This is a genomic window from Amycolatopsis sp. NPDC004378 (assembly GCF_053602455.1).
In genome coordinates this window covers 117,360-138,836 of sequence record NZ_JBSGDR010000008.1, presented here as the reverse complement: position 1 = coordinate 138,836, position 21,477 = coordinate 117,360, and the positions used below count along the sequence as shown (strand labels likewise).

General features: G+C 72.1%; 25 protein-coding genes and 1 pseudogene. 13 read left to right on the top strand and 13 right to left on the bottom strand.

Annotated elements, in window-relative coordinates:
- Positions 1-19: 19 nt before the first annotated feature.
- On the top strand, positions 20-805 hold the full coding sequence (locus ACWEN0_RS24145) for a GNAT family N-acetyltransferase (protein ID WP_451977535.1): 786 nt from the start codon (positions 20-22) through the stop codon (positions 803-805).
- 784 nt (positions 806-1,589) lie between these two features.
- Here the strand turns inward: ACWEN0_RS24145 and ACWEN0_RS24140 are convergent.
- The 4 genes and pseudogenes from ACWEN0_RS24140 to ACWEN0_RS24125 all read right to left on the bottom strand — a co-directional run.
- Positions 1,590-2,231 (bottom strand): annotated as a pseudogene (locus ACWEN0_RS24140) (response regulator); the annotation flags it as partial.
- A complete protein-coding gene (locus ACWEN0_RS24135; protein WP_451977532.1) occupies positions 2,228-3,331 on the bottom strand; it encodes a sensor histidine kinase in 1,104 nt (367 codons plus the stop codon). The pseudogene ACWEN0_RS24140 and the gene ACWEN0_RS24135, both read right to left, overlap by 4 nt.
- A 34-nt stretch (positions 3,332-3,365) precedes the next feature.
- Positions 3,366-4,157 (bottom strand): SRPBCC family protein, encoded by a 792-nt coding sequence (locus tag ACWEN0_RS24130; protein WP_451977530.1) that lies wholly within the window; start codon positions 4,155-4,157, stop codon positions 3,366-3,368.
- Between the two features lie 31 nt (positions 4,158-4,188).
- A complete protein-coding gene (locus ACWEN0_RS24125; protein WP_451977527.1) occupies positions 4,189-4,605 on the bottom strand; it encodes a MarR family winged helix-turn-helix transcriptional regulator in 417 nt (138 codons plus the stop codon).
- Positions 4,606-4,684: 79 nt separating this feature from the next.
- On the opposite strand from ACWEN0_RS24125, the gene ACWEN0_RS24120 reads away from it, so the two are divergent.
- On the top strand, positions 4,685-5,242 hold the full coding sequence (locus tag ACWEN0_RS24120) for an NAD(P)H-dependent oxidoreductase (protein ID WP_451977525.1): 558 nt from the start codon (positions 4,685-4,687) through the stop codon (positions 5,240-5,242).
- On the opposite strand, the gene ACWEN0_RS24115 is transcribed toward ACWEN0_RS24120, so the two are convergent.
- A complete protein-coding gene (locus tag ACWEN0_RS24115; protein WP_451977522.1) occupies positions 5,239-5,811 on the bottom strand; it encodes a TetR/AcrR family transcriptional regulator in 573 nt (190 codons plus the stop codon). The two genes, ACWEN0_RS24120 and ACWEN0_RS24115, sit on opposite strands and share 4 nt — an antisense overlap.
- Positions 5,812-5,897: 86 nt before the next feature.
- Between ACWEN0_RS24115 and ACWEN0_RS24110 the strand changes: the two genes are divergently transcribed.
- Entirely contained in the window at positions 5,898-7,082 is a 1,185-nt protein-coding gene (locus ACWEN0_RS24110) for an FAD-dependent monooxygenase (RefSeq protein WP_451977519.1), read from the top strand.
- On the opposite strand, the gene ACWEN0_RS24105 is transcribed toward ACWEN0_RS24110, so the two are convergent.
- Positions 7,054-7,413, bottom strand: a complete 360-nt coding sequence (locus tag ACWEN0_RS24105; protein WP_451977515.1) for a winged helix-turn-helix transcriptional regulator — start codon at positions 7,411-7,413, stop codon at positions 7,054-7,056. The genes ACWEN0_RS24110 and ACWEN0_RS24105 overlap by 29 nt on opposite strands.
- An 82-nt stretch (positions 7,414-7,495) precedes the next feature.
- On the opposite strand from ACWEN0_RS24105, the gene ACWEN0_RS24100 reads away from it, so the two are divergent.
- Together ACWEN0_RS24100 and ACWEN0_RS24095 are read left to right on the top strand one after the other, a co-directional pair.
- Positions 7,496-8,347, top strand: coding sequence for an NAD(P)-dependent oxidoreductase (locus ACWEN0_RS24100; RefSeq protein WP_451977513.1), 852 nt, complete (start codon positions 7,496-7,498; stop codon positions 8,345-8,347).
- On the top strand, positions 8,344-9,084 hold the full coding sequence (locus tag ACWEN0_RS24095; RefSeq protein WP_451977510.1) for an SDR family oxidoreductase: 741 nt from the start codon (positions 8,344-8,346) through the stop codon (positions 9,082-9,084). The genes ACWEN0_RS24100 and ACWEN0_RS24095 overlap by 4 nt, the downstream gene beginning before the upstream one ends.
- 15 nt (positions 9,085-9,099) lie before the next feature.
- On the opposite strand, the gene ACWEN0_RS24090 is transcribed toward ACWEN0_RS24095, so the two are convergent.
- A complete protein-coding gene (locus ACWEN0_RS24090) occupies positions 9,100-9,876 on the bottom strand; it encodes an NAD(P)H-dependent oxidoreductase (protein WP_451977507.1) in 777 nt (258 codons plus the stop codon).
- A gap of 71 nt (positions 9,877-9,947) precedes the next feature.
- Between ACWEN0_RS24090 and ACWEN0_RS24085 the strand changes: the two genes are divergently transcribed.
- Positions 9,948-10,946, top strand: coding sequence for a GlxA family transcriptional regulator (locus ACWEN0_RS24085; protein WP_451977504.1), 999 nt, complete (start codon positions 9,948-9,950; stop codon positions 10,944-10,946).
- A gap of 19 nt (positions 10,947-10,965) precedes the next feature.
- Complete coding sequence (locus ACWEN0_RS24080) at positions 10,966-11,832, top strand: transglutaminase-like domain-containing protein (RefSeq protein ID WP_451977501.1); 867 nt, start codon at positions 10,966-10,968, stop codon at positions 11,830-11,832.
- Here the strand turns inward: ACWEN0_RS24080 and ACWEN0_RS24075 are convergent.
- From ACWEN0_RS24075 to ACWEN0_RS24060, 4 genes are all read right to left on the bottom strand, one after another.
- Entirely contained in the window at positions 11,789-12,688 is a 900-nt protein-coding gene (locus tag ACWEN0_RS24075; protein WP_451977498.1) for a LysR family transcriptional regulator, read from the bottom strand. The genes ACWEN0_RS24080 and ACWEN0_RS24075 overlap by 44 nt on opposite strands.
- Positions 12,689-12,812: 124 nt before the next feature.
- The gene (locus tag ACWEN0_RS24070) at positions 12,813-13,433 is read right to left on the bottom strand and encodes a TetR/AcrR family transcriptional regulator (protein WP_451977495.1); all 621 of its coding nucleotides are present in this window, start codon (positions 13,431-13,433) and stop codon (positions 12,813-12,815) included.
- A gap of 15 nt (positions 13,434-13,448) precedes the next feature.
- A complete protein-coding gene (locus ACWEN0_RS24065) occupies positions 13,449-14,267 on the bottom strand; it encodes a class I SAM-dependent methyltransferase (RefSeq protein ID WP_451977492.1) in 819 nt (272 codons plus the stop codon).
- A 96-nt stretch (positions 14,268-14,363) separates the two neighbouring features.
- Entirely contained in the window at positions 14,364-15,215 is an 852-nt protein-coding gene (locus tag ACWEN0_RS24060; protein ID WP_451977489.1) for a sigma-70 family RNA polymerase sigma factor, read from the bottom strand.
- Between the two features lie 64 nt (positions 15,216-15,279).
- Between ACWEN0_RS24060 and ACWEN0_RS24055 the strand changes: the two genes are divergently transcribed.
- On the top strand, positions 15,280-16,308 hold the full coding sequence (locus ACWEN0_RS24055) for an alkene reductase (protein WP_451977486.1): 1,029 nt from the start codon (positions 15,280-15,282) through the stop codon (positions 16,306-16,308).
- On the opposite strand, the gene ACWEN0_RS24050 is transcribed toward ACWEN0_RS24055, so the two are convergent.
- Together ACWEN0_RS24050 and ACWEN0_RS24045 are read right to left on the bottom strand one after the other, a co-directional pair.
- Entirely contained in the window at positions 16,309-16,644 is a 336-nt protein-coding gene (locus tag ACWEN0_RS24050) for a VOC family protein (protein WP_451977483.1), read from the bottom strand.
- 37 nt (positions 16,645-16,681) lie between these two features.
- Positions 16,682-17,707 (bottom strand): C40 family peptidase, encoded by a 1,026-nt coding sequence (locus ACWEN0_RS24045; protein ID WP_451977480.1) that lies wholly within the window; start codon positions 17,705-17,707, stop codon positions 16,682-16,684.
- An 81-nt stretch (positions 17,708-17,788) separates the two neighbouring features.
- Here ACWEN0_RS24045 and ACWEN0_RS24040 point away from each other — a divergent pair, with 81 nt between their 5' ends.
- From ACWEN0_RS24040 to ACWEN0_RS24020, 5 genes are all read left to right on the top strand, one after another.
- Positions 17,789-18,589: a biotin--[acetyl-CoA-carboxylase] ligase gene (locus ACWEN0_RS24040; protein ID WP_451977477.1), complete on the top strand. Its 801-nt coding sequence runs from the start codon at positions 17,789-17,791 to the stop codon at positions 18,587-18,589.
- An 85-nt stretch (positions 18,590-18,674) separates the two neighbouring features.
- Positions 18,675-19,256 carry a PH domain-containing protein gene (locus ACWEN0_RS24035; protein WP_451977474.1) on the top strand — a complete coding sequence of 194 codons (582 nt, stop codon included), beginning with the start codon at positions 18,675-18,677 and terminating at the stop codon, positions 19,254-19,256.
- A complete protein-coding gene (locus ACWEN0_RS24030; RefSeq protein ID WP_451977471.1) occupies positions 19,256-20,185 on the top strand; it encodes a hydroxymethylglutaryl-CoA lyase in 930 nt (309 codons plus the stop codon). Before ACWEN0_RS24035 ends, ACWEN0_RS24030 begins: the two co-directional genes overlap by 1 nt.
- A gap of 106 nt (positions 20,186-20,291) precedes the next feature.
- On the top strand, positions 20,292-21,215 hold the full coding sequence (locus ACWEN0_RS24025) for a TNT domain-containing protein (RefSeq protein WP_451977468.1): 924 nt from the start codon (positions 20,292-20,294) through the stop codon (positions 21,213-21,215).
- Positions 21,215-21,475 (top strand): hypothetical protein, encoded by a 261-nt coding sequence (locus ACWEN0_RS24020; protein ID WP_003105220.1) that lies wholly within the window; start codon positions 21,215-21,217, stop codon positions 21,473-21,475. The genes ACWEN0_RS24025 and ACWEN0_RS24020 overlap by 1 nt, the downstream gene beginning before the upstream one ends.
- The last annotated feature ends 2 nt before the right edge of the window (positions 21,476-21,477 follow it).

Here is a 21,477-nt window from a genome sequence, read left to right as displayed (position 1 = left end):
TGTGGCGTAGGCAACGTCCATGAAGATCCGGACGCTGGCCGCCGCCGACCTGCCCGCCTGCGCCGACCTAGCCGAATCCCGGTCATGGCCGCGCGAGCCGCCGAAGTGGCGGCTGCTGCACGAGGTCGGGCAGGTGTTCGGAGTGGACGCCCCGGACGGCGCGGGGCTGGCGGCCTGCGCGGCGCTGGTGTCGTTCGGGACGCTGGCGTCGATCTCGATGGTGCTGGTCGCGCCGCGGTTCGAGCGCCGGGGCCTGGGCCGCGCGATCACGGAGCACGCCGTGGCGGCGGCGGGCGACCGGGTGGTCTTTCTCCACGCGTCGAAGTTCGGCCGCCCGCTCTACGAGTCGATGGGCTTCGCGGCCGACGGCGGGTGCCAGGGCCACACGGGAAAGTTCGCCGACGACGGCGGGCCGGGTGCCGCGCCGGGGTCGTTGTCCTCGGCGCTCGAGCTGGACCGCCGGGCCCAGGGCGTGGACCGGCGGCCGCTGCTGGAACGGCTCGGCACGCCGTTCGCGGTGGCCGGCGGCTTCGCGTTCGGAGCGGACATCGGCCACGTGACGGTGATCGGCCCGGTGGTCGCGGTGTCGGAGGCCGCGGCGAAGGCCGTGATCCGCGGGGTCGCGCGCTCGGCGACCGGCGAGGTGCGGGTGGACCCGGACTTCCGGTTCCCGTCGCTCGCCGGGTGGGTTCGCGAGCGGGGCCTCGTCCCGGGTCCCCCGGCACCACGGCTGGTCCTGGAGGGGCGCGCATTGCCGGGCGACGCCTCGATGCGGTTCGCCCCGTTCACGCGGGCGGTGGGCTGACCGGTTCGCTCGGCGGCCGCGAGATCGTTCCCTGGACGGCCTTCGTCTCCAGTTCCGTCAAACTGAACTCGCAGGTCTTCACGAGCCAGTAGATGCCGAACACCCACAACGCGGCGGTCTCGACCCAGAACAGGGAAACGAAGTTCAGCCAGTCGAGGATGGCCACCAGCAGGGGGAGAGCGATCATCGCGAGACCGATCACGCGGTAGGCGACGCGCAGGATTTTTTGCTTGTTCGCATCGGTGACCATTCCGACGGTGTTGCCCGCGTAATGGAAGGCGACCACGCCCATGCAGGCAAAGGTGACGAAGGCGCAGATCCCGTGGCCCAGCGGGAAGGTGAAATCGGACGCATACCCGGTCGTCCCCTTGGCGACGGCGCACGGCAGCAAGGCGACGCCGATCGCGGCCACGCCGGCGACGTTCAGCAACAGGTTCTCGGCCCGTTTGAAAATCTTGTACAGGAACAGAAAGGTCCCGGTCGTGATGAGCGCGCCGACGAGCACGTCGCGCAGGGGCGAGTGGTAGTAGCCGCTGATCGAGTCCGGTTGCGGCCCGGAGATCGTCAGGTTGCCGACAAGGAGCAGGAAAAGGGGCAAGAGGAGGGCGATCAAGGCCATTGCCCACCGCAATGCGAAGTACGTCTTGGCGATGTAAGCCTGCAGGGTCTTGCTGTTCGGAAGATTGTTGTTCATGGTCCAGCACCTCGAAAGCATCTCGTGTGCCGGAAAGTCGCACTCGATCTGAGCGCGGTTACGCCTGTCACTCGGATGGCCGATTTCGTGCGGAGCGGGCCGGACCAGCCCCGACTCGTACGCCGCGATCACCAGCTGGGCTCGGTCGCGGGCCGCGAGTTTGTGCAGCAGTCTGCCGATGTGGGTCTTCACCGTGGCGATTCCGACGTGCAGCCGGGCGGCGATCTCGTCGTTCGACAGCCCTCGCGCGATCAAAGCCAGGACCTCCTGCTCGCGTGCCGTCACGCCGTCCAGGCGCTTCACCGGGCCCGTCGGGAGCCGGGTGAATTCCGCCACCAGGCGGCGCGTCACCGACGGGGCCAACAACGCGTCGCCCGCAGCCACGATTTCGATCGCCGACAGCAGGTCCGCCGGGCGGGTGTCCTTCAGCAGGAACCCGCTCGCGCCCGCGCGCAAGGCCGCGTACACGTATTCGTCCAGGTCGAACGTCGTCAGCATCAGCACCCGGACGTCCGAGGACGCGCAGATCCGGCGCGTCGCCTCGATGCCGTCCATCGACGGCATCCGGACGTCCATCAGCACGACGTCCGGATTCTCGTGCCGCGTCAACGCCACCGCCTCGACGCCGTCCGACGCCTCGCCGACGACCTCCAAGCCCGGCGCGCTGTCGACCAGCACGCGGAAGCTGCCGCGCAGCAACGCCTGGTCGTCGGCGATCAGCACGCGCGTCACCGGGCCACCGCCGTTTCGTAGGGGAGCCGGGCGAAGACGCGGAAGCCGTTGCCGGCGGGCTCCGCGGAGAACTCGCCGCCGTAGACCGCGACGCGTTCGCGCATGCCGATCAGGCCGTGGCCCGGGGTCGCGACGCCGCCGCGGCCGTCGTCGCGCACTTCGATGCTCACCTCGCCGTCGCCGCCCGTGACGCTGACCCGGCACGACGTCGCGCTCGCGTGGTTGACCACATTGGTCAGTGCCTCCTGCACGATCCGGTACACCGACTGGCCGATGCCGCCCGGCAACTCGTCGAGGCCCTCGATGGCGAGAACGACCGAAGGGCCCGCCAGCTCCGCGCGTTCGGCCAGCGCGCGCAGGTCGTCGAGCGTCGGGGCGGGGGCCAGGGCCGGGACGCCGGTGCCGTCGCGCAGCACGCCCAGCACCCGCCGCAGCTCGGCCAGCGTCTCGCGGCTGGTGTCTTCGATGACGCGCAACGCTTCCCGCGCTTCCGCCGGCTGGTCGAGGGCGACGTGGTTGCCGACCGCCGCCTTGACCGCGATCAGGCTCATGCTGTGCGCGACGACGTCGTGCATCTCGCGCGCGATCCGCAGCCGTTCCGCCGAAACCGCTTCCCGCGCGTGGTTTTCCCGTTCGATCGCGGCGTATTCGCGGCGGCCGTGGACGGCGATGCCGAGCGCGAACCCGACGATCAGCGCCGACGCGCCGAGGTTCACCGTGGTGGCCGTGCTCGGGTTCGGCACCCCGACCCCGAGCAGGCCGATCCCGAGCAGCCCGAGCGCGAACCCGGCCCGCGACGCGCGGCTGCCCCGCTGCACGACGAACGTGTAGAGCGCGCACCCGGCCGAGACGACGGCGATCGCGAGCACCGGCCCGCCGATCGGCACGGCCGTCGCGGTCAGCACGAGGGCCAGGACGTAGGCGGGCCGCGGCCACCACCGCCGCAGCACGATCGGCGCGACGCTCGCGATCAGGATGGTCCAGCCGAGCCACGCGGGCAGCCACGACGGCAGCGTCCAGGCGCCGGCGGCGAGGTTGCCGCCGGCCCCGATGGCCAGCACGACCACGGCCAGCAGGTCCAGCACGACGCGAATGCGCATGAACCGAACGTAATGCGGACGTCCGCGCCGCGCGTCAACCCTGGGTCGGACGCTCCGCGTAGTGCTTCTTCGCGGCCTCGACCTGCTCCGGTGTCCAGTCCGGCAGGTCGACACCGTGGGTGGCGGCGAACAGCTTGTCGAGCTGCTCGTGGCGCTTGGCCAGCTCGGCTTCGACGTCGGCGGGCGCGGGCTCGGTGAACTCGACTCGCGTCCCGTCCAGGGGATCCTGCCGGACGTGCCAGCCGGGTTCGTCCGGCAGCAGCGCGCGGACCTCGTCGACGGGCTTCCACACCAGGTCGCGGCGGAAGCGGAGGGTGCCGTCGGGCAGCACCTCGCCGTCGCCGAGGCCGAACTCGTCCACATAGGACGCCATCGGCCCGTGCCAGTCCTTCGGGGGCTCGAAGTCCCGGCCGGCCAGGCGTGCGCCGAGGGCGTCGAGGCAGACGTCCCAGCCCGCGGCCGTGCGGCCCGCGGCGAGCTTCGCGATCGCCGGTTCGCCGCGGCCGAAGGTGTGCGTGAACTCGAGGAGGCTGCCGTCGCCGTCGGGCGAGATCAGCCAGCGCAGGGTGTCGTCGTTCCAGACGAAGGTGAATTCGCGCGGGGGGTCGGCCGTGACGACCCGGCCGGTCGTCGAGGTGTCCTCGCCGGGGAACGTGAACCGGATCGCGCCGCCCTCGCGCAGCTCGACGGCCACCCGCGCGGGGAACCAGTGCTCGAGCTCGGCCGGGTCCGTGATGGCCTGCCAGACCTTCTCGGGCGCGTGCTTCAGGCGACGTTCCAGCCGCAGGACGGGGCGGTCATCGACGGTCAGCAGCTGTGCGGGCATGCCTGTATATAACCACTGAGGCATATACGGGTCAAGCACCGCGGACGGCGGCGACCGCGGCGGCCAGCTCCGGGTCGCCCGCGGCCTTGTCGAGCGCGGTCCGCAGCACCGCGCAGTACGTCGGCTCGGTTTCGGCGTAGCGCTTGCGGCCCGTGTCGGTGATCACCGAGTAGACGCCGCGGCGGTCGTCTTCGCACAGGTCGCGGACGGTGAGGCCGGCGTCTTCGAGGCGCGCGCACATCCGGCTGACCGAGCTCTGGTTGAGCCCGATCGCCTCGGCGAGCTCCTGCATCCGCAGGCCGCCGCGCGGGCCCGCGACCAGCTTGCCGAGCGCGCGGTATTCGGACAGGCCGAGCCCGTGCCGCCGTTGCAGCGCCTTGCCCAGCTCCTGCTCGATGCGGGCGTGCAGCACGAGCATGCGTCCCCAGGACAGTTCGTCGACGGTCATCTCCGCGCCTCCTCTTGACGCCAGGATAGTCCAGGGACAGTATTTATATGTACATGCAACTACCTGAGGGGACTCGGAGATGACGCGGAACTTCCTCTTCCTGGTCGGCGCGGCGCGGGCCGGCGGGAACACGGAAATGCTGGCCCGGCGGGCGGCGAAGGAACTGCCCCGCGACGCCGGGCAGCAGTGGCTCCGGCTGCCCGAGCTGCCGCTGCCGCCGTTCGAAGACCGCCGCCACGGCTCCGGCGATCACCCGGCGCCGGGGGAGAACGAGCAACTGCTGATGGACGCGACCTTCGCCGCGACCGACATCGTCGTCGTGTCGCCGGTGTACTGGTACTCGGTTTCGGCGAGCGTGAAGCAGTACCTGGACTACTGGTCCGGCTGGATGCGCCTGCCGGTCGAGTTCAAGGCGAAGATGCGCGGCAAGACGCTGTGGGGCGTGAGCGTCCTGAGCGAGACCGCGCGCGAGGCCCAGCCGCTGATCGGCACGCTCGAGCTGTGCGCCGAATACCTGAGCATGAACTGGGGTGGCGTGCTGCTGGGGAACGGCAGCCGCCCGGGTGACGTGCTCCTGGACGCCGACGCGATGGCCGCGGCGGAGACGTTCTTCCCGCGGGCGCTCGTGGCCGCCTAGTCCAGGACGTCCGTCGCGATCAGGCGCAGGCCGCGGACCAGGTCGGCGCCCGACGGTGCGCGGTCCGGGTCGATCAGCCACTGGAGCATCACGCCCGACAGCAGGGCCTGGTGGACGGTGCCGATCGCCCGGGCCGTGTCGCTGCCGTCGTCGAGGCCCTGGAAGAGGTTCGCCAGGCCGAAGCGGGCGAGCTCGAGGGCGTTCGCGAGCTGGGTGCGGACCTCGGGGTCGAGGTCCGGCTGGGCGTAGGCCTCGATGCTCACCGCCCACATCCGGCGGTGCTCCTCGAACGAGCCGGTCACGCGCTGCCAGATCAGCTCGAACCGCTCGGCCGGTGACGCGCTCGCCGGCGTCTCGACCTGCAGCACCTTCGCCAGCGTCTCGCCCCACTCCTCGTTCGCCTCGATCAGCGCGGTGTTGAGCAGTGCCTCCCGTGAGCCGAAGTGGTAGCCGATGGCCGCCATGCTCACGTTCGCCGCCGAGGCCAGGTCCCGCACGGTCGTGCGGGCGTAGCCCTTCTCGTTCAAGCAGCGCTTCGCGCCGGCCAGCAGTGCTTCCTTGTTGCCCATGCCCGGAGAGTAGCACGAATGCCTTAGGCGGGCGATTTAGGCGAACGCCTTGCGCGATCGCCCAAACCGGGGTTACGGTTCTCGCCATGAAGAACCGACGAGTCCTCATCTCCGGCGCGAGCGTCGCCGGCCCCGCCCTCGCCTTCTGGCTCCGCCGCCACGGCTTCACGCCGACGGTCGTCGAACGCGCACCCGAACTGCGCGACGGCGGTTACGCGGTCGACTTCCGCGGCGCGTCCCTGCGCGTCCTCGACCGGATGGGCCTGCTCGGCCAGGTCGAAGCGGCCGCGACCCACATGGGCGACGTGACCTATGTGGACGGTGACGACCGGCCGCTGGTCGTCACGCCTTCGACGGTCCAGAGCGGCGAGCTGGAGATCCTGCGGGGCGACCTGTCGCGGATCCTCCACGACGCCACGAAGAACGACGTCGAGTACGTCTTCGGCGACTCGGTCACCGGCGTGCTCGACCGCGGCGCCGGGGTCACGGTGACCTTCGAACACGGCGAGCCGCGGGAGTTCGACCTGGTCATCGGCGCCGACGGGCTGCACTCGAACGTGCGCTCACTGGTCTTCGGCGACGAGTCCTGGTATCGCCGCGACCTCGGCTACTACGTCTCGATCTGCACGGTGCCGAACCACCTCGGCCTCGACCACGCCGGCCGGTTCTACAACGAGCCGAACCGCACCGTCGGTGTCTACAGCGCGCGGGACAACACCGAGGCGAAGGCGCTGTTCTGGTTCGGCGCCGATGCGCTCGACTACGACCACCGCGACGTCGAGCAGCAGCGGCGGATCGTCGAGGAGAAGTTCGGCGACGTGGGCTGGGAGACGCCGGCGCTGCTCGAGGCGATGCGCGAGGCGCCGGACTTCTACTTCGACTCCGCCAGTCAGATCGTGCTCGACACGTATTCACGCGGCCGCGTCGCGCTGGTCGGCGACGCCGCGTACTGCGCCGCGCCGCTTTCGGGCATGGGGACGAGCCTCGCGATCGTCGGCGCGTACGTGCTGGCCGGGGAGCTGGCCGCCGCCGACCACCGCTCCGCGTTCCGCGCGTACGAAACCGGGATGCGCGGTTTCGTCGACGCGTGCCAGAAACTGGCGCAGGGCAACGGCAAGTGGTTCGTCCCGCCCACGCGCAGCTGGATCCGGATGCGCAACCTGAACTACAAGCTGCTGCCGTACCTGCCGTGGCGCAAGGTGATCGAGGAGATGCCGCTCAAGGCGGGCAACGCGATCACGCTCAAGGAGTATGCGGCGGCGCGGGCGTGACGCCCCGGCGCTTCGCGATGCCGGTCATGTTCTCCTCGCCCCAGTCGCCCAGCGGCAGCAACGCGGTGTTCAGCCGCTGACCGAGCTCGGTCAGCGAGTATTCGACCTTCGGCGGGACCTCGTGGAACACCTTCCGGTGCACGATCTCGTCCGCCTCCAGCTCCCGCAGCGCCTGGATCAGCATCTTCTCGCTGATCCCGGCCACCTTCCGCTTCAGTTCGCCGAACCGCAGCGGCTCGGCGTGCAGGGCCCAGAGGATCAGGGCCTTCCAGCGGCCGCCGATCACGTCGACGGCCGCGTCCAGTCCGCAGCGGTAGGTTCGCGCCAGCATGCCGGATCCTTACGTTTTGGTGGGTACCTGACTTATTAGTCGGTACTTGTCCATCGTAAAGCGGCCCCGCAGCATGATCGCCATGGGAGAAAGCAAAAAACAGGTGGGCGTGCTCGGCCTGGGGCGGATGGGCGCCGCCCTCGCCGGCGCGCTGCTGGGGGCGGGTCACGACGTCGTGGTGTGGAACCGGTCGCCGCTCAAGGCGGGCCCGCTGCTCGACCGCGGCGCGCGGCTCGCGGCCACGCCCGGGGAAGTGGCTTCGGCGGACGTCGTGCTCAGTTGTCTGTCCACCTACGACGCTCAGCGGCCGGTGCTCGAAGCGGCTTCGCCGAAGGTGCTGGTCAACCTGACGTCCGGGACGCCCGCGCAGGCCCGTGAGGTCGCCGAGTGGGCGTCTTCGGCCGGTGTCGGCTACCTGGACGGCGTCATCATGGCGGTGCCGCAGGGCATCGGGACCGCGCAGTCACGGATTCTGTACAGCGGCTCGGCTTCCGCGTTCGATGCGCAGCGTGACGTGCTGTCGGTGCTGGGCGAGCCCGTGTTCCTCGGCGAGGACGCCGGGCTGGCGGCGCTCTACGACCTGGCGCTGCTGGGCATCATGTGGTCGACGATGGCCGGCTACCTGCAGGCGCTGGCCCTGGTGGGCACGGAGGGCGTCGCGCCCGCGACGTTCACGCCGATGGCCCGGTCGTGGCTGTCGTCGGTCGGCGGGTTCCTTCCGGGGATCGGTGCGCAGGTGGCGAGCGGGGACTACGAAACGGAAGTGTCCGCTTTGGACATCAACGCGGCGGGCCTGGCGCTGCTCGTCGAGACCAGCCGCGCGCAGGGGATCGACGCGTCGGTCCCCTCCGCCGTGCGGGAGTTGTTCGACCGGGCGGTGGCGGCGGGCCACGGCTCGCACGCGATCGCGAGCGTCATCGAGGAGATCCGGTGAAGTACGAGGGCAAGAAGGCGGTCGTCACGGGCGGCACGCACGGCATGGGACTGGCGGTGGTGCGGGCCCTGCTGGACGGCGGCGCGGAGGTGCTGGTCACCGGCCGGGACGTTTCGGGGATGAGTCTGCCGGGGAAGGCGCACCTGCTGTCGTCCGACGCTTCCCGGCTGCCGGACATCGAGGCCCTCGGCGTCGCGGCCTCGAAGCTGGGCGAGCTGGACCTGGTGTTCGTCAACGTCGGGTTCGCGACGTTGACGCCGTACCAGGAGACGACGCCCGAGGTCTACGACCGGACGTTCGACGTCAACGCGAAGGGCGCCTACTTCACGGCCCAGCGCCTGGCAGGCCTGGTCCGGCCGGGCGGCTCGTTCGTGTTCACGACCTCGGTGGCGGCCGGCGCGGGCATCGCGGGAATGGGCCCGTACTCGGCGGCGAAGGCGGCGGTCCGGTCGTTCGCGCTGACGTACGCGGCCGAGCTGGCACCGCGCGGGATCCGGGTGAACGTGGTCAGCCCGGGATACACGGACACGCCGACGATGGGCGTCACCGGAGTGCCGGACTCGGTGCTCGAGGCCTTCAAAGCGACCGGCGACGAGGTGACACCCCTGAAGCGGCACGCAACGGTCGACGAGGTCGCGGCGGCGGTGCTGTTCCTGGCCTTCGAAGCGACGTTCACGACGGGCGCGGACCTCCCGGTGGACGGCGGCCTCGGCCAGCGCCTGACAGTGCCGGCCTGAGCGGGCTTTCGTGTGTCAGCTCGGGTGGGCCAGGTGCACACCCAAGCCCGTCGCGCCCGGGGCGTGGGACGGCTTCAGCACCAGGTCCTCGTCGTAGTCGCCGCCGTTCTGGGTGCGGAACGGGATCGGCTCGGCCGTCTCCAGGGTGCGGAGGCGTTCGCGGAGCCGGGCTCGTGCCCCGGTGAACTCCTCGTCCGAAACGCGGTCGGCGCCGTGGACCGGCAGTGGTGGCAGAACCGATATCCCCGCGTAGAACAGGGTTCCGTGGTGCAGCGCGAACAGGACTTCGTCCAGCTCGCCGTTCACCCCGCGGGCGCTCATGGACGGCTCGCGGGCGCCCGCGGTGAGTACCACCATCGCGCGCTTGCCCGCGAGCCGGCCTTCGCCGTAGCGCAGGGTGCGGCCGTCCTCCGCCCGGACGCCGTAGCCGAAGCCCTTCACGAAGACGCGGTCGAACCAGCCCTTCAGGATCGCCGGCATGCCGTACCACCACAGCGGGAACTGCACGACGAGTGCGTCCGCCCAGTCGAGTTTTTCCTGCTCCGCCACGATGTCCGGGCTCAGCTCGCCCCGCGCGTGCGCCCGCGCCGACGTCGCCCCGACGACCAGCCGCTCGTCGCCCGCCGCGGCGCCGAAGTCGGCGGCGTCGACCACCGGGTTCCACTTCATCGCGTACAGATCCGACTCCCGGACATCGTGCCCGAGCTCGCGGAGCGTCCGCAGCCCGTCGTCGCGGAGGGCCCCGCTCAGCGACCGCGGCTCGGGATGCGCGAAAACCCACAACACGTTCATGACCTCGATGATCACGCCGGCCGCGGGCTCGATCGAGTGGCCTGATAGCCAACATGTGCAAGAATCGAGCCATGGCCGAATTCGCGCACCCCGCCCGCCACCACGTCGCGGTGCTGGTCAGGCACGGCATGCTCGTGATGGAGCTGGGCATCGTCCACCGGCTCTTCGGGCAGGCGCGGTCGGCGTCGGGCGAGCCGCTGTACGAGGTCGTGACGTGCACCCTCGAGCCCGGCCCGGTGCGCACCGACACCGACTTCGCCATCCCGGTCGACCGCGGGCCCGAGGTGCTCGCGGAGGCCGACACTGTGATCGTCCCGGCGTCCTCGGCGGAGTACGAGCCGATGGCGCGCGTGCTGACGCCGCCGCTCGCGGCCGCACTCGCCCGCATCCCGGGGGACGCGCGGATCGCGTCGATCTGCACGGGCGCGTTCGTGCTCGCGGCGGCCGGTCTGCTCGACGGCCGCCGCGCGACGACCCACTGGCGTTCCGCCGACGAGCTCCGGGACCGGTTCCCCGAGGTCGAGGTCGACCCGTGCGTGCTCTACACCGACGACGGCAACGTCCTGACCTCCGCGGGCGTCGCGTCGGGGATCGACCTGGTGCTGCACATGATCCGCCGCGACCACGGCACGGCCGTCGCCAACGAAGTCGCCCGCGGCACGGTCGTGTCGCCGCACCGCGAAGGCGGCCAAGCCCAGTTCGTCCGGCGGCCGGTGCCGGAACCCCGGACGTCGTCGACGAAGGCGGCCCGGGCGTGGGCCCTGGAAAACCTGCACCGGCCACTGACGCTGCGCGAGCTGGCCGCCCGCGAGGCGATGAGCACCCGGACCTTCACCCGCCGCTTCCGCGAGGAGGTCGGCGTCTCGGCCCTGCAATGGCTGACGCAGCAACGGATCGAGCGTGCCCGCCAGCTCCTGGAGGAGTCGGACCTGCCGGTCGACCGCGTCGCCGCCGAAGCCGGGTTCGGGACGGCCGCGTCCCTGCGCCAGCACTTCCAGGCCGCGCTCGGGGTGGCGCCGAGCGCCTACCGGACGACCTTCAGGGGCGAGCTGGCGGCGCAGGCGGGCTGAAAATCGTAAGGTCGTCGCCATGGACTGGTATGTCGGCCACAGCCGGTTTTCCGACCCGGGAGCGCAGGCGTCCTGGCTCGACGACGCCCCGCGCGACCTCGCCGCGCTGCGCCTGGCGGCGTCCCAGCTGGTGTTCCACTACTGGGCCAACGGCGAGATCACGCAGCACGGTTTCCCGGCCGAGCGCCGCGAAGAGATCAACCTGCGGTACGCGGCCGACATGTTCGCGCGCCTGCGAGAACTCGACCCCGCCCCGCCCGGCGCACCGCGATCGGTGCCGAACCGGATCGTCGGCTGCTGCCGCGACTTCACGCTCCTGTTCGTTTCGATGGCGCGCCACCACGGCATTCCCGCCCGGGCGCGCGTCGGATTCGCGAGCTATTTGATGCCGGGCTGGTACCTCGACCACGTCGTCGCCGAAATCCACGACGGCGTCGGCTGGCGGCTCGTCGAACCGCAGCTTCCGCCGGATTTCCCCGCGGATTTCGACCTTTCCGACGTGCCGCGCGACCAATTCCTGGTGGGCGCCGACGCGTGGGCCGCGGCCCGGTCGGGCGAACTCGACGCGGACCGGCTGGTCGTGTCGCCGGACCTGGACGTGCCGTTCCTGCGCGGTTTGCCGTACGCGCGGCACAACCTCGTGCTCGACCTCGCCGCGCTGAACAAGCACGAGATGATCCTGTGGGACCTCTGGTGCGGCCTCGACGCCGCCGCGCCGCTCGCCCCGGCCGCGCTCGCCCGCGCGGACGAGCTGGCCGAGCTGATGGCCGACGCGGACCTCGAGCAGCTGCGCATCGCCTTCGAGGCCGACGACGTCCGCGTGCCGCCGGTGATCCGGTCGGTCACCCCGCCGGGACAGCTCCCGGTCGAGGTAGTGCTTCGCTGACCTCGATCGCGGTCCCCACGAACCGCGCTATCCGCAGGTCTCGCGCCCCGGCCGGCCAGGCGAGGGCCAGCGAGTACGGTGTCGCGTCCAGCACCGGCAGGTAGACGACGTCGGCGCGCGAGTGCCACTCCGCGACCGACGCCGGCAGCAGCGCGATCGCCCGGCCGAGCGCGACCGTCTCCAGCAGCTGGGCGCTGTCGTGCACCACCGGCCCCGGCGTGACCGCCCCGCCGGCGACGTCCTGGCCCGACCAGTACGCGCGGTCCACCGCCGACGCGTCCGGCCACGACGGCGTCGCCCGGCCGGCGAAGTCCGCGCACGTCAGCGCGATCCGGTCGGCCAGCTCGTGCCGCGCCGGGAGCACCGCGACCCGCGGCTCGGTGAACAGCACCTCGACGTCGAAGTCGCCGTGGTCGCCCGGGTAGCCGAGCACCGCCACGTCGGCCTGGCCTTCGCGCAGCATCTTCGCCTGCTCACCGAAGCCGCTGACCCGGATCTCGACCGGGTCCGGGTGCCGGTCGGCGATCCGCCGCAGCAGTTCGGTGGCCACGCCGGGTTTCGCGGTGACGACGAGCGCCACCGGCTCCTGCGCCGCCCGCCGCGTGCGCCGGACCGCGGACGTGACCGCGTCCAAGGCCTTCGCCGACTCCGTGAGCAGCACTTTCCCGGCCGGTGTCAGCTCGACGTGCCGGCTGGTGCGTTCGAAGAGCTGGACGCCCAGCCGCCGCTCCAGCAACCGGATCGCGCGGGAGAGGGGTGGTTGCGCCATCCCGAGCCGTTCGGCGGCGCGCGAGAAGTTCAGCTCCTCGGCAACCGCACGGAAGTACCGCAGTTCGCGGACCTCGACGTCGTCCATACCGCGAGGGTATCGCGCCGGAGTCGTCCGGTCTTTCCCTTTCTCTCTGGCGAATGGTGGGCCGGTTGTCGAGAATTCCACAATGGACGGACGTGGCGCGGGTGCGGGACGGCTGGGGGCTCGGTCAGTCCACGTGGGGTGCGATGCCGTGGAGGACGGTCGCCACGATCGACTCCACCGGCGGCGGGTCCAGCGGGCCGGTGTGCGGGAAGACCGTCGCCATCACCGAGGCGTGGCAGTAGCCGACCAGCATGGCCGCCGCCGCGTCCACTTCGGACTCCGGGCGCAGCCGGCCCAGGGTGCGCTCCTGCTCGAGGTACGCCTGGAGCCGGTCGCGCCAGTAGCCGGAGCGCTCGCTGATCTCCGCGAACCGCTGCAGCACCTTCGGCTGCCCGACCAGGCCGCTGAACGCCGGCACGATCACCCGGTGCAGCGCGAGGCCGAACTCCAGGTGCCGGCGGAGGTTCCCCGCGAGGGTGCCTTCGCCCGCCACCGGCAGCTCGCCCAGCTCCGCCTCCGTCGCGCGCACGTGCTCCAGCAGGGCCCTGGCCACCAGCTCCTCCTTGTCGGAGAAGTGGTTGTAGAGCACGCCGTCGGCGACGCCCGCCATGCGGGCGATCTCCCGCACGGTCATGCCGGTCGTCCCGTGCGTGGCGATCATCTTCTGGGCGGTCTCGACGAGCAGGTCGTGCAGGGACTGCCCGTCCCGCTGGGCCGCGGCTTTCCTCGGTGACATCACCGCCATCGTAGGACCACTGCCCTAGGACCTCCTTCCCGTGACCAGCCATGCCGTGCCGCGCAGGCGGACCGAGTCCGGGCCGGCGAACGGCCGCAGGGCCGCCGTCAGCGCTTCGGTCGCCTTGGCCGCCGTCGCCGCGTCGGCCATGCCCAGGTGGTGGCGGACCGGGCCCCAGTCGCCGATGAACCGCGCCGCGTCGGGGACGTCGCGGCCCCAGACCTGGTCGGCCTCGACGCGGGTGCACTCCACGTCGGCGAAGCCGGCTTCGGTCAGGACCGCGGTCGTCCGGTCCGGGTCCGCGAACGACGTCGGCCCGCTGCCGTCCGGGCCCGTCGGCTGGGGCAGGTACGCCGCCATCGCGCCGAACACCCGGCCCAGGTCCGTGCCGGCCAGCGCGGTCATGCACAGGAACGCCAGGCGCCCGCCGGGGCTCAGGGCCCGCCGGACGTTGGCGAACGCCGCCACGGGGTCGGCGAAGAACATCACCCCGAACCGGCTGACCGCCAGGTCGAACCCGCCGTCGGCGAACGGGTGCACCTGCACGTCACCCTGCTCGAACGTCACGTTCGGCACCTCCGCCGCGCGCTCCCGGGCGGTCGCGAGCATGGGCCCGGACAGGTCGACGCCGGTCGCCGATCTGGCACGCACCGCCGCGAGTCTCGTCAGCTGACCGTTGCCGCAACCGATGTCGAGGACGCGGTCGCCCGCGCCGACCCGGTCGAGCAAGTAGCGGTTGAAGCCGCTGTTCACCGCGTCGTAGCGGTCCGCGTGCGACGCCCAGTGCTCCCCTTCGTACCCGTTCCACGCCTCGGCCTGTGCGGTGTTGACGATCCCGGTCATCCCTGCCCCTTCTTCATGAACACACGTTCATGAACATGCGTTCATCGTGGCGCGCGCCGGAGCACCTGTCAAGCAACCGGCTGTCCCGTCACCGGGTCAGGTGAGGAGCGTGATGTGCAGCGCGGCGAGGCGCCCGGGGTCGGCGATCACGTCGTAAGCCGCCACGCGCTCACCCTCGACCGTGACCGCGAGGGCGAGCAGCAGCCGCCCGCGCGGGGCCACGACGACGCCGACCGCGCCGTCCAGCAGCGCCGGTTCGGCGAAGTGGGCCCGTTTCCCGAACACCTGCGTCTCCTCGGCGACGGCCCGCGCGCCGCGTGCTTCGAGGGCCGCGCCCACCGGCAGCGCGGCCGCGTCGGCGCGGCGGACGACGTCCGGCGCCAGCACGTCCAGGAGCTCTTCGAGGTCGCCACCCCGGGCCGCCGCCAGGAACGCGTCGACCACCCGGCGGTGCCGCGTCAGGTCGGCGGGCGGCAGCGGGGACGTGCCGCGGACCCGTTGCCGGGCGCGGCTCGCGAGCTTCTTCGCCGCCACCGGCGTGCGGTCCAGCACCGGCGCGATCCGGTCGAACGGCACCGCGAACAGGTCGTGCAGCACGAACGCGATCCGCTCGGCCGGCCCGAGCGCGTCCAGCACCACGAGCAGCGCGCGTCCGACCGATTCGGCCAGCTCGGCCTCGCCGGCCGGGTCGGCGTCGCCCGCCGGTTCCGGGACTTCGTCGAAGGGGTCTTCGCGGCGCGCTTTCCGCGAGCGCAGGACGTCGAGGCAGACGCGGGACACGACCGTCGTCAGCCAGGCCGCCAGGTTGTCGACCGAATCCACGCGGTTCAGCCGCAGCCAAGCCTCTTGGACGGCGTCGTCCGCTTCGGCCGCCGAGCCGAGCATCCGGTAGGCCAGCCCGCGCAGGCGCCCGCGCTCGGCCTCGAACTCCGCGGCCAGCTCGTCCATCGGTCACCTTTCGCCCGCCTCCACCGTCGCACCCCCGACGTTTCCCGGCGACCAGAGGTGACCGATGAGCTTGCTGACCCCTGCCGAACTGGGCGGATGGCGCCTGCCGAACCGCGTGGTGCTGGCCCCGACGACCCGGGCCCGCGTGCCCGGCGGCGTGCCCGGCGAACTGCAGGCCGCCTACTACGCGCAGCGCGCGAGCGCCGGCCTGCTCATCACCGAAGGCACCTGGGTGAGCGAACGGGCCGTGGGCTTCCTGAACGTCCCCGGCCTGTACACCGAGGCCCACGTCGCCGGGTGGCGGCCGGTGACGGACGTCGTGCACGCGCTCGGCGGGCGGATCGTGGCGCAGCTGTGGCACACCGGCGCGGTTTCGCACCCGGACGTCCTGGGCGCGCGGCCGGCCGGCCCGTCGGCCGTGAACCCCGAGGAGCCGGTGTACACCGCCGGTGGACGGCGCCGGACCGGAACTCCGCGCGCACTGACCGCGGCCGAGATCCGCGCGACCATCGCGGACTACGCCACGGCGGCGGACAACGCGCGGCGCGCCGGGTTCGACGGCGTCGAGCTGGCCGCCAACGGCGTCTACCTGCTCGCGCAGTTCCTGCACCCGCGGCTGAACCGCCGCACCGACGCCTACGGCCGCTCGCGCGGGAAGCTGCTCCTCGACGTCGTCGACGCGGTGAGCGCGGCCGGGATCGCCGTCGGTGTCCGGCTTTCGCCGTGGTGGACCGGCGGACTGTTCACTGTGGACGACGCACTGCGCGCCGAGTACGACGAGCTCGTCGCCTTGCTCGAGGTGGCTTACCTCCATCTCCGAGGTCCGGACCCGGGTCCGGACTTCACCGGCTTCGCGCGGTACCGGCGCCTGTTCGACGGCCCGCTGATCGTGAACAACGGCTTCGACCGCGACTCCGGCGACGCCGTGGTCGAGGCCGGGATCGCCGACGCCGTGTCCTACGCGAGGCACTTCGTCGCCAACCCGGACCTCGTGACGCGCTTCGCGCTCGACCTGCCGCTCAGTCCCGGCGATCCCGCGACGTACTACGGCGGTGGCGCCGCCGGTTACGTCGAGCAGGCCGTGGCCCGGTAGCTACGCCGGGCACCACACGGCCAGTTCGCTCCCGCCGGGTTCGCGGAAGTGGAAGCGCCGGCCGCCGGGGAAGGAGAACGGTTCCGCGGTCACCTTCCCGCCCGCCGACTCGACGGCGACGCGGGCCGCCGCGAGGTCGTCCGTGCGGATCGTGACCAGCGGCGCCCGGGCCTGCTCGGCCGGGTCGGCCTGGAAGCCGAACGTGAGCCCGGCCGCGCGGACGTCCGCGTACGCCGGGCCGTACGGCGTCGCTTCCCAGCCGAACGCGCGCGCGAAGAACTCGCCGGACGCGCCGGCCGAGGTGGACGGGAACTCGACGAAGTCGACTTCGAACATGCCCCGGACGGTAGCGGCGACCACCGACAAAACCGGCTCAGGCGGGACGGCCCGCGCCCGCGTAGTCGTCGCCCTTCGAGTGGTACGTGTGGATCTGGATCGCCTGGCCCTCGGTCGGCGCGTTGATCATCAGGCCGTTGCCCAGGTACAGGCCGACGTGGTGGATGCGCGTCGCCGGGCTGCCGTAGAACACCAGGTCGCCCAGGCTCGGTTCCTCCGAAGCCGGCACCGGCGGGAGGGCCCGGAACTGGCTGTCCGCCGTCCGCGGCAGGCTCACTCCCGCGCTGTCGTACGACGCCTTCGTCAGGCCTGAGCAGTCGAAGCCCGCCGCACCCGCGTCGGGCCCGTTGCCGCCCCAGACGTACGGGAGGCCGAGCTGGCCGAGCGCGAACCGGGTCGCGCGGACGCGCGGCGACGAAGCCGACGCCGGGTCCAGCGAGAGCGTCGCGTAGAGCTGGGCCATGCCCAGGACGCGCTGGCGGAACAGCTCGCTGTCGGAGCCGGGGTGGTAGGCCGCGATCGCCTTCCACCAGCCCGGGCCGGCGCCGAGGTCGGTGCCGCCCGCGCACAGCGCCCGCCCGGCCGCGACCGGGGCTTCGCCGCCGTACTTCTTGGCCTGGGCCGGCGTCAGGCCGAGGAGGCTGCCGTCGCCGCGGCCGTGGTTCGACGCCGCCGAGCCGACGCCGGCCAGCGTGACCCACGAGAGGTGGCACGACGGGTCTTCGTTGCGCAGCGTCAGCTCGCCCTTCGCGTAGCCGATCAGCGCGTCCGCCGGGATGTCGAGGGGGCCGGCCAGCTGGTCGGCCCACTGCTGCAGCGGGTTCTTGCCGCCCTGGCCGGACGCGCCTTGGCCCGGCTCCTGCGCCTTCACGGGTGCGCTGACTTCGAGGACCGACGGGCCGGACGCGGCGTCGCGCGCCACCGGCACCGCGGCCGCCGGGGCGGGCTCGGGCGACCGGTCGGCGAGCAGCCAGCCCGCGGTGGCCAGACCCGCGACGAGCGGGAGCGCCACGAGGCCGCGCAGGGCCGCGCCGCGAGCCCAGGAGGCCGGCTTGGTCGTCACGGGGTCCAACTTAGAAGAGCGCACCTCTTAGTGAACGACTGAGTAGCTTGCACGTTAGGGGGACTCTCATATGGTGGACACATGACTGAGATCGACGCTGCCCGCCTCACCTCGGCTCTCAAGGATCGGTACGCGAAGATCGACGTCGTCGAGCGCACCGGCTCCACCAATGCCGACCTGCGCAAAGCCGTCGAAGACGGGGCCGCGGACCGGACCGTTCTGCTCGCCGAGGAGCAGACCGCGGGGGTCGGTCGCCGGGCTCGGAGCTGGAGTTCGCCGAAGGGCGCCGGGCTGTACCTCAGCGTGGCGCTGCGACCGGCGGGCGTCGCGTTCTCGGCCCTGGGCTCACTCTCCGTCGTCGCCGGGCTCGCCGTCCGGGCGGCCGCGGCGGGCGTCGGGGTGGACGCCGCGCTCAAATGGCCCAACGACGTCCTCGCCGGCGGCGCCAAGTGCGCCGGGATCCTCGCCGAGGCCGTCGCCGGGACCGACCCGTCGATCGTGCTCGGCATCGGCCTCAACGTCCTGCCGCTCGGCGACGTCCAGCCGGGCCCGGGAGGCCTGCCCGCGACGTCGCTCGCGGAGCGCGGCGCCACGAACACCGACCGCACCGACGTCGCGATCGCGCTGCTCACCGAGTTCGACGAGCTGGAGAAGCGCTGGCGCCTGGCCGGCGGCGACCTCACGGAAGCGGGCCTGCTCGGCGACTACCGCGCCCACTGCGCGACCCTCGGCCAGGACGTCGAGGTGCAGCTGCCGGACGGCACGTCGCTCACCGGCCGGGCGGCCGACATCGACGCCGCCGGGCAGCTGCAGGTCGACATGGCGGGCGGCCAGCGGCACACCGTGTTCGCGGGTGACGTGGTCCACGTGCGCCCGGCCTGATTCTTCGGGGCGTTGCACTCACCGGCCGGGCGTCTCGCCGGTACGGTGAAGCGACATCGCCGCACCGACCTTGGGAGCGTCCGCCGTGGCTTATCCGGACGATTTGCTCAGCGAGCAAGAGCACGTCGTGGTGCACAGTCACCCGCACTTCAAGATGCTGATCTTCCCGACGCTCGCGTTCCTGGTCACCCTGGGCGCCGGCATCTGGCTCGCGATCCTGGCCAAGGACGCGTCCTCGCCGTGGAACTCGGTCGGGCTGATCGCCATCGGGGTCGTGGCGCTCGTCCTGATCGTGTGGCTGTTCCTGGCGCCGCTCGTGCGCTGGCGGACCACCCACTTCATCGTGACCACCGACCGCCTCATCGCCCGTGAGGGCGTGCTCAAGCGCACCGGCATCGACATCCCGATGGGCCGGATCAACAGCGTCCAGTTCGAGCACGGCCTGCTCGACCGGGTCTTCGGCTGCGGCACGCTGATCATCGAGTCGGCGTCGGACGAACCGCTGCGGTTCGAGGACATCCCGCACGTGGAAAAGGTGCACACGGTGATCTACCGCGAGGTCAACGACAACCCGTACGACGACTACCGGCCGGCGGGCGGGCCCCAGCAGACCGAGCCGCTGCCGCCGCAGGACCGGCGTCCGCAGCGCGGCGACCGACGCCGCTGATGGGCACGCGCGAACTGGGCCTGCCGGACCGGGTCCCCTCGACGGGGGAGCTGCCGGAGCGGGTCACGATCTGGGAGGTCGGCCCGCGGGACGGCCTGCAGAACGAGAAGACGATCGTCCCGGTCGAGGTCAAGCTGGAGTTCCTCGACCGGCTCGCGGGCGCCGGGCTGACGACGCTGGAGGCGACCAGCTTCGTGCACCCGAAGTGGGTGCCGCAGCTGGCCGACGCCGAGCAGCTGCTCGCCGGGCTGGACCGCCGTGAAGGCGTCCGGTACCCGGTGCTGGTGCCGAACGAGAAGGGCCTGAACCGCGCCCTCGACGCCGGTGTCGAGCACATCGCGATCTTCGCGAGCGCGACGGAGACGTTCGCGCAGAAGAACCTCAATTCGTCGCTGGACGACCAGTTCGCGATGTTCGAACCGGTCGTGACGCGGGCCCGCGAGGCCGGCCTGGACGTGCGCGGCTACCTCTCGATGTGCTTCGGCGACCCGTGGGAAGGCGCGGTGCCGGCGAAGCAGGTCGCCGACGCCGGCCGCCGCCTGCTCGACATGGGCTGCTCGCAGCTTTCGCTGGGCGACACCATCGGCGTCGCGACAGCGGGCCAGGTGGAGAACCTGGTCGGCCTCTTCGGCGATGTCGGTACTTTGGCCGTGCACTTCCACGACACCTACGGTCAGGCTCTGGCCAACACCCTGGCGGCGCTCCGATGTGGAGTGTCGACAGTGGACTCTTCGGCGGGCGGGCTCGGCGGCTGCCCCTACGCCGAGTCGGCGACGGGCAACCTGGCGACCGAGGACCTGGTCTGGATGCTGGACGGCCTCGGCGTCGAAACCGGCGTCGACCTGGACACGCTGGTGGCGGCCAGCGCGTGGATGGCGGGACAGCTCGGCCGCCCGAGCCCGTCCCGCGTGGTCGCCGCGCTGAGCTGACCTCGCCGCGCCCGCACCGGGCGGGTGCGGTATCAAGGGGGACCGGCAGCGCCGCGGCCGCGTCGAACCGAGTGCCCGAGGGCACCGACCGAGCCGGAGGATGTGTGTGACCGAGCCTTCCGACGCGGGCTCCGAACCGGCCGAGGCGGACCTCGACACCGGGCCGATCCGGCTGCCCGGCTACGAGGACGCTCCGACGCCGCCCTCCGGCGGTCCCGCCGCTTGGCCGCACGCCGTGTCGCCGCTGCTCCCGCCGTTCCCGCTGCCGCCGGCGCCACCCGCGCCGGCCGGGCCGCCTCCACCGGTGGCGGGCCCGCCACCGAACCCGGGTTCGCCCGCGCCGCTGCCGCCGCTGGGCTCGCCGCGCACCGAGCGGGAAAGCGTTGTCGCGCTGTTCCTGGTGCACATGTTCCCGATCGGGCACCTGCCCGTGGCGATGGACAAACCGGCGGTGCAGCTGCCGCTGCCCGACGACCCGGACGGCTTCGGCCCCAACGACCACCCGGACGCCCGGCTGATCTTCGACGACCAGGCGCTCACCAACGTCACCGCGGGCTTCCGCCGGTCGCCGACCGCGCCGTCGCGGCCGGTGCCGCGGCACCTGACCGACGGGTACGTGCCGTACGCCCACGCGACGCAGGCGGTGTGGATCCGCCGGTTCGTCGTCGGGCACAGCGACCTCGGGCCCGAATACGCGTGGCCGCCCGGCGAGCACTACCCGGAGGGCGGTGTCGACCACGCCGAGCCGGTGATGGTCCCGGCCAACACCGTGCTCGACCGCTTCGGCCCGGCGTACGGCCGGGTGTTCTTCGCCGACGGGACGCCCTTCGCGGAACGCTCGCTGCCGCCGGGGATGCTGGACGCCGAGTACCGCCGGTACGTCGTGGTGCGCGCGGTGCCGATGTGGCGCTCGGAGACCGCGAACTGGTTCGGCCAGGTCGGCGGGGGTACCCGGTACCGTGCGCTGCTGGCGGCCGACGAGCTCGTGACCCTCGGCTACCTCGCCGAGGCCAAGGGGGAAGAGGACTGATGAACACGCAGTCGATCCAGCGCTGGCTCGGCGTGCTGGGCGTGCCCCCGGAGGTCGTCTCGCTCGGCGCCGAAGTCGACAACGCCTGGTGCCTGATGCAGGGCGAGGACGAGGCGTGGGAGGTGTTCTGGCGGGAGCAGGGCAACCGCTACGACTGGGCGCGGTTCACGAGCGAACAGGTCGCGTGCCACTACCTCTTCGGCCGGCTGGCCTGGGCGCAGGTCGCCCGCGGCGCCGTCGGCCTGCTGCCCGGGTCGTGACG

Bases quoted from the DNA above. Each gene is read 5' to 3' on its own strand.
- ACWEN0_RS24145 (WP_451977535.1), top strand. From the start codon at position 20: ATGAAGATCCGGACGCTGGCCGCCGCCGACCTGCCCGCCTGCGCCGAC.
- ACWEN0_RS24135 (WP_451977532.1), bottom strand. From the start codon at position 3,331: ATGCGCATTCGCGTCGTGCTGGACCTGCTGGCCGTGGTCGTGCTGGCC.
- ACWEN0_RS24130 (WP_451977530.1), bottom strand. From the start codon at position 4,157: ATGCCCGCACAGCTGCTGACCGTCGATGACCGCCCCGTCCTGCGGCTG.
- ACWEN0_RS24125 (WP_451977527.1), bottom strand. From the start codon at position 4,605: ATGACCGTCGACGAACTGTCCTGGGGACGCATGCTCGTGCTGCACGCC.
- ACWEN0_RS24120 (WP_451977525.1), top strand. From the start codon at position 4,685: ATGACGCGGAACTTCCTCTTCCTGGTCGGCGCGGCGCGGGCCGGCGGG.
- ACWEN0_RS24115 (WP_451977522.1), bottom strand. From the start codon at position 5,811: ATGGGCAACAAGGAAGCACTGCTGGCCGGCGCGAAGCGCTGCTTGAAC.
- ACWEN0_RS24110 (WP_451977519.1), top strand. From the start codon at position 5,898: ATGAAGAACCGACGAGTCCTCATCTCCGGCGCGAGCGTCGCCGGCCCC.
- ACWEN0_RS24105 (WP_451977515.1), bottom strand. From the start codon at position 7,413: ATGCTGGCGCGAACCTACCGCTGCGGACTGGACGCGGCCGTCGACGTG.
- ACWEN0_RS24100 (WP_451977513.1), top strand. From the start codon at position 7,496: ATGGGAGAAAGCAAAAAACAGGTGGGCGTGCTCGGCCTGGGGCGGATG.
- ACWEN0_RS24090 (WP_451977507.1), bottom strand. From the start codon at position 9,876: ATGAACGTGTTGTGGGTTTTCGCGCATCCCGAGCCGCGGTCGCTGAGC.
- ACWEN0_RS24085 (WP_451977504.1), top strand. From the start codon at position 9,948: ATGGCCGAATTCGCGCACCCCGCCCGCCACCACGTCGCGGTGCTGGTC.
- ACWEN0_RS24080 (WP_451977501.1), top strand. From the start codon at position 10,966: ATGGACTGGTATGTCGGCCACAGCCGGTTTTCCGACCCGGGAGCGCAG.
- ACWEN0_RS24075 (WP_451977498.1), bottom strand. From the start codon at position 12,688: ATGGACGACGTCGAGGTCCGCGAACTGCGGTACTTCCGTGCGGTTGCC.
- ACWEN0_RS24070 (WP_451977495.1), bottom strand. From the start codon at position 13,433: ATGGCGGTGATGTCACCGAGGAAAGCCGCGGCCCAGCGGGACGGGCAG.
- ACWEN0_RS24065 (WP_451977492.1), bottom strand. From the start codon at position 14,267: ATGACCGGGATCGTCAACACCGCACAGGCCGAGGCGTGGAACGGGTAC.
- ACWEN0_RS24060 (WP_451977489.1), bottom strand. From the start codon at position 15,215: ATGGACGAGCTGGCCGCGGAGTTCGAGGCCGAGCGCGGGCGCCTGCGC.
- ACWEN0_RS24055 (WP_451977486.1), top strand. From the start codon at position 15,280: ATGAGCTTGCTGACCCCTGCCGAACTGGGCGGATGGCGCCTGCCGAAC.
- ACWEN0_RS24050 (WP_451977483.1), bottom strand. From the start codon at position 16,644: ATGTTCGAAGTCGACTTCGTCGAGTTCCCGTCCACCTCGGCCGGCGCG.
- ACWEN0_RS24040 (WP_451977477.1), top strand. From the start codon at position 17,789: ATGACTGAGATCGACGCTGCCCGCCTCACCTCGGCTCTCAAGGATCGG.
- ACWEN0_RS24030 (WP_451977471.1), top strand. From the start codon at position 19,256: ATGGGCACGCGCGAACTGGGCCTGCCGGACCGGGTCCCCTCGACGGGG.
- ACWEN0_RS24020 (WP_003105220.1), top strand. From the start codon at position 21,215: ATGAACACGCAGTCGATCCAGCGCTGGCTCGGCGTGCTGGGCGTGCCC.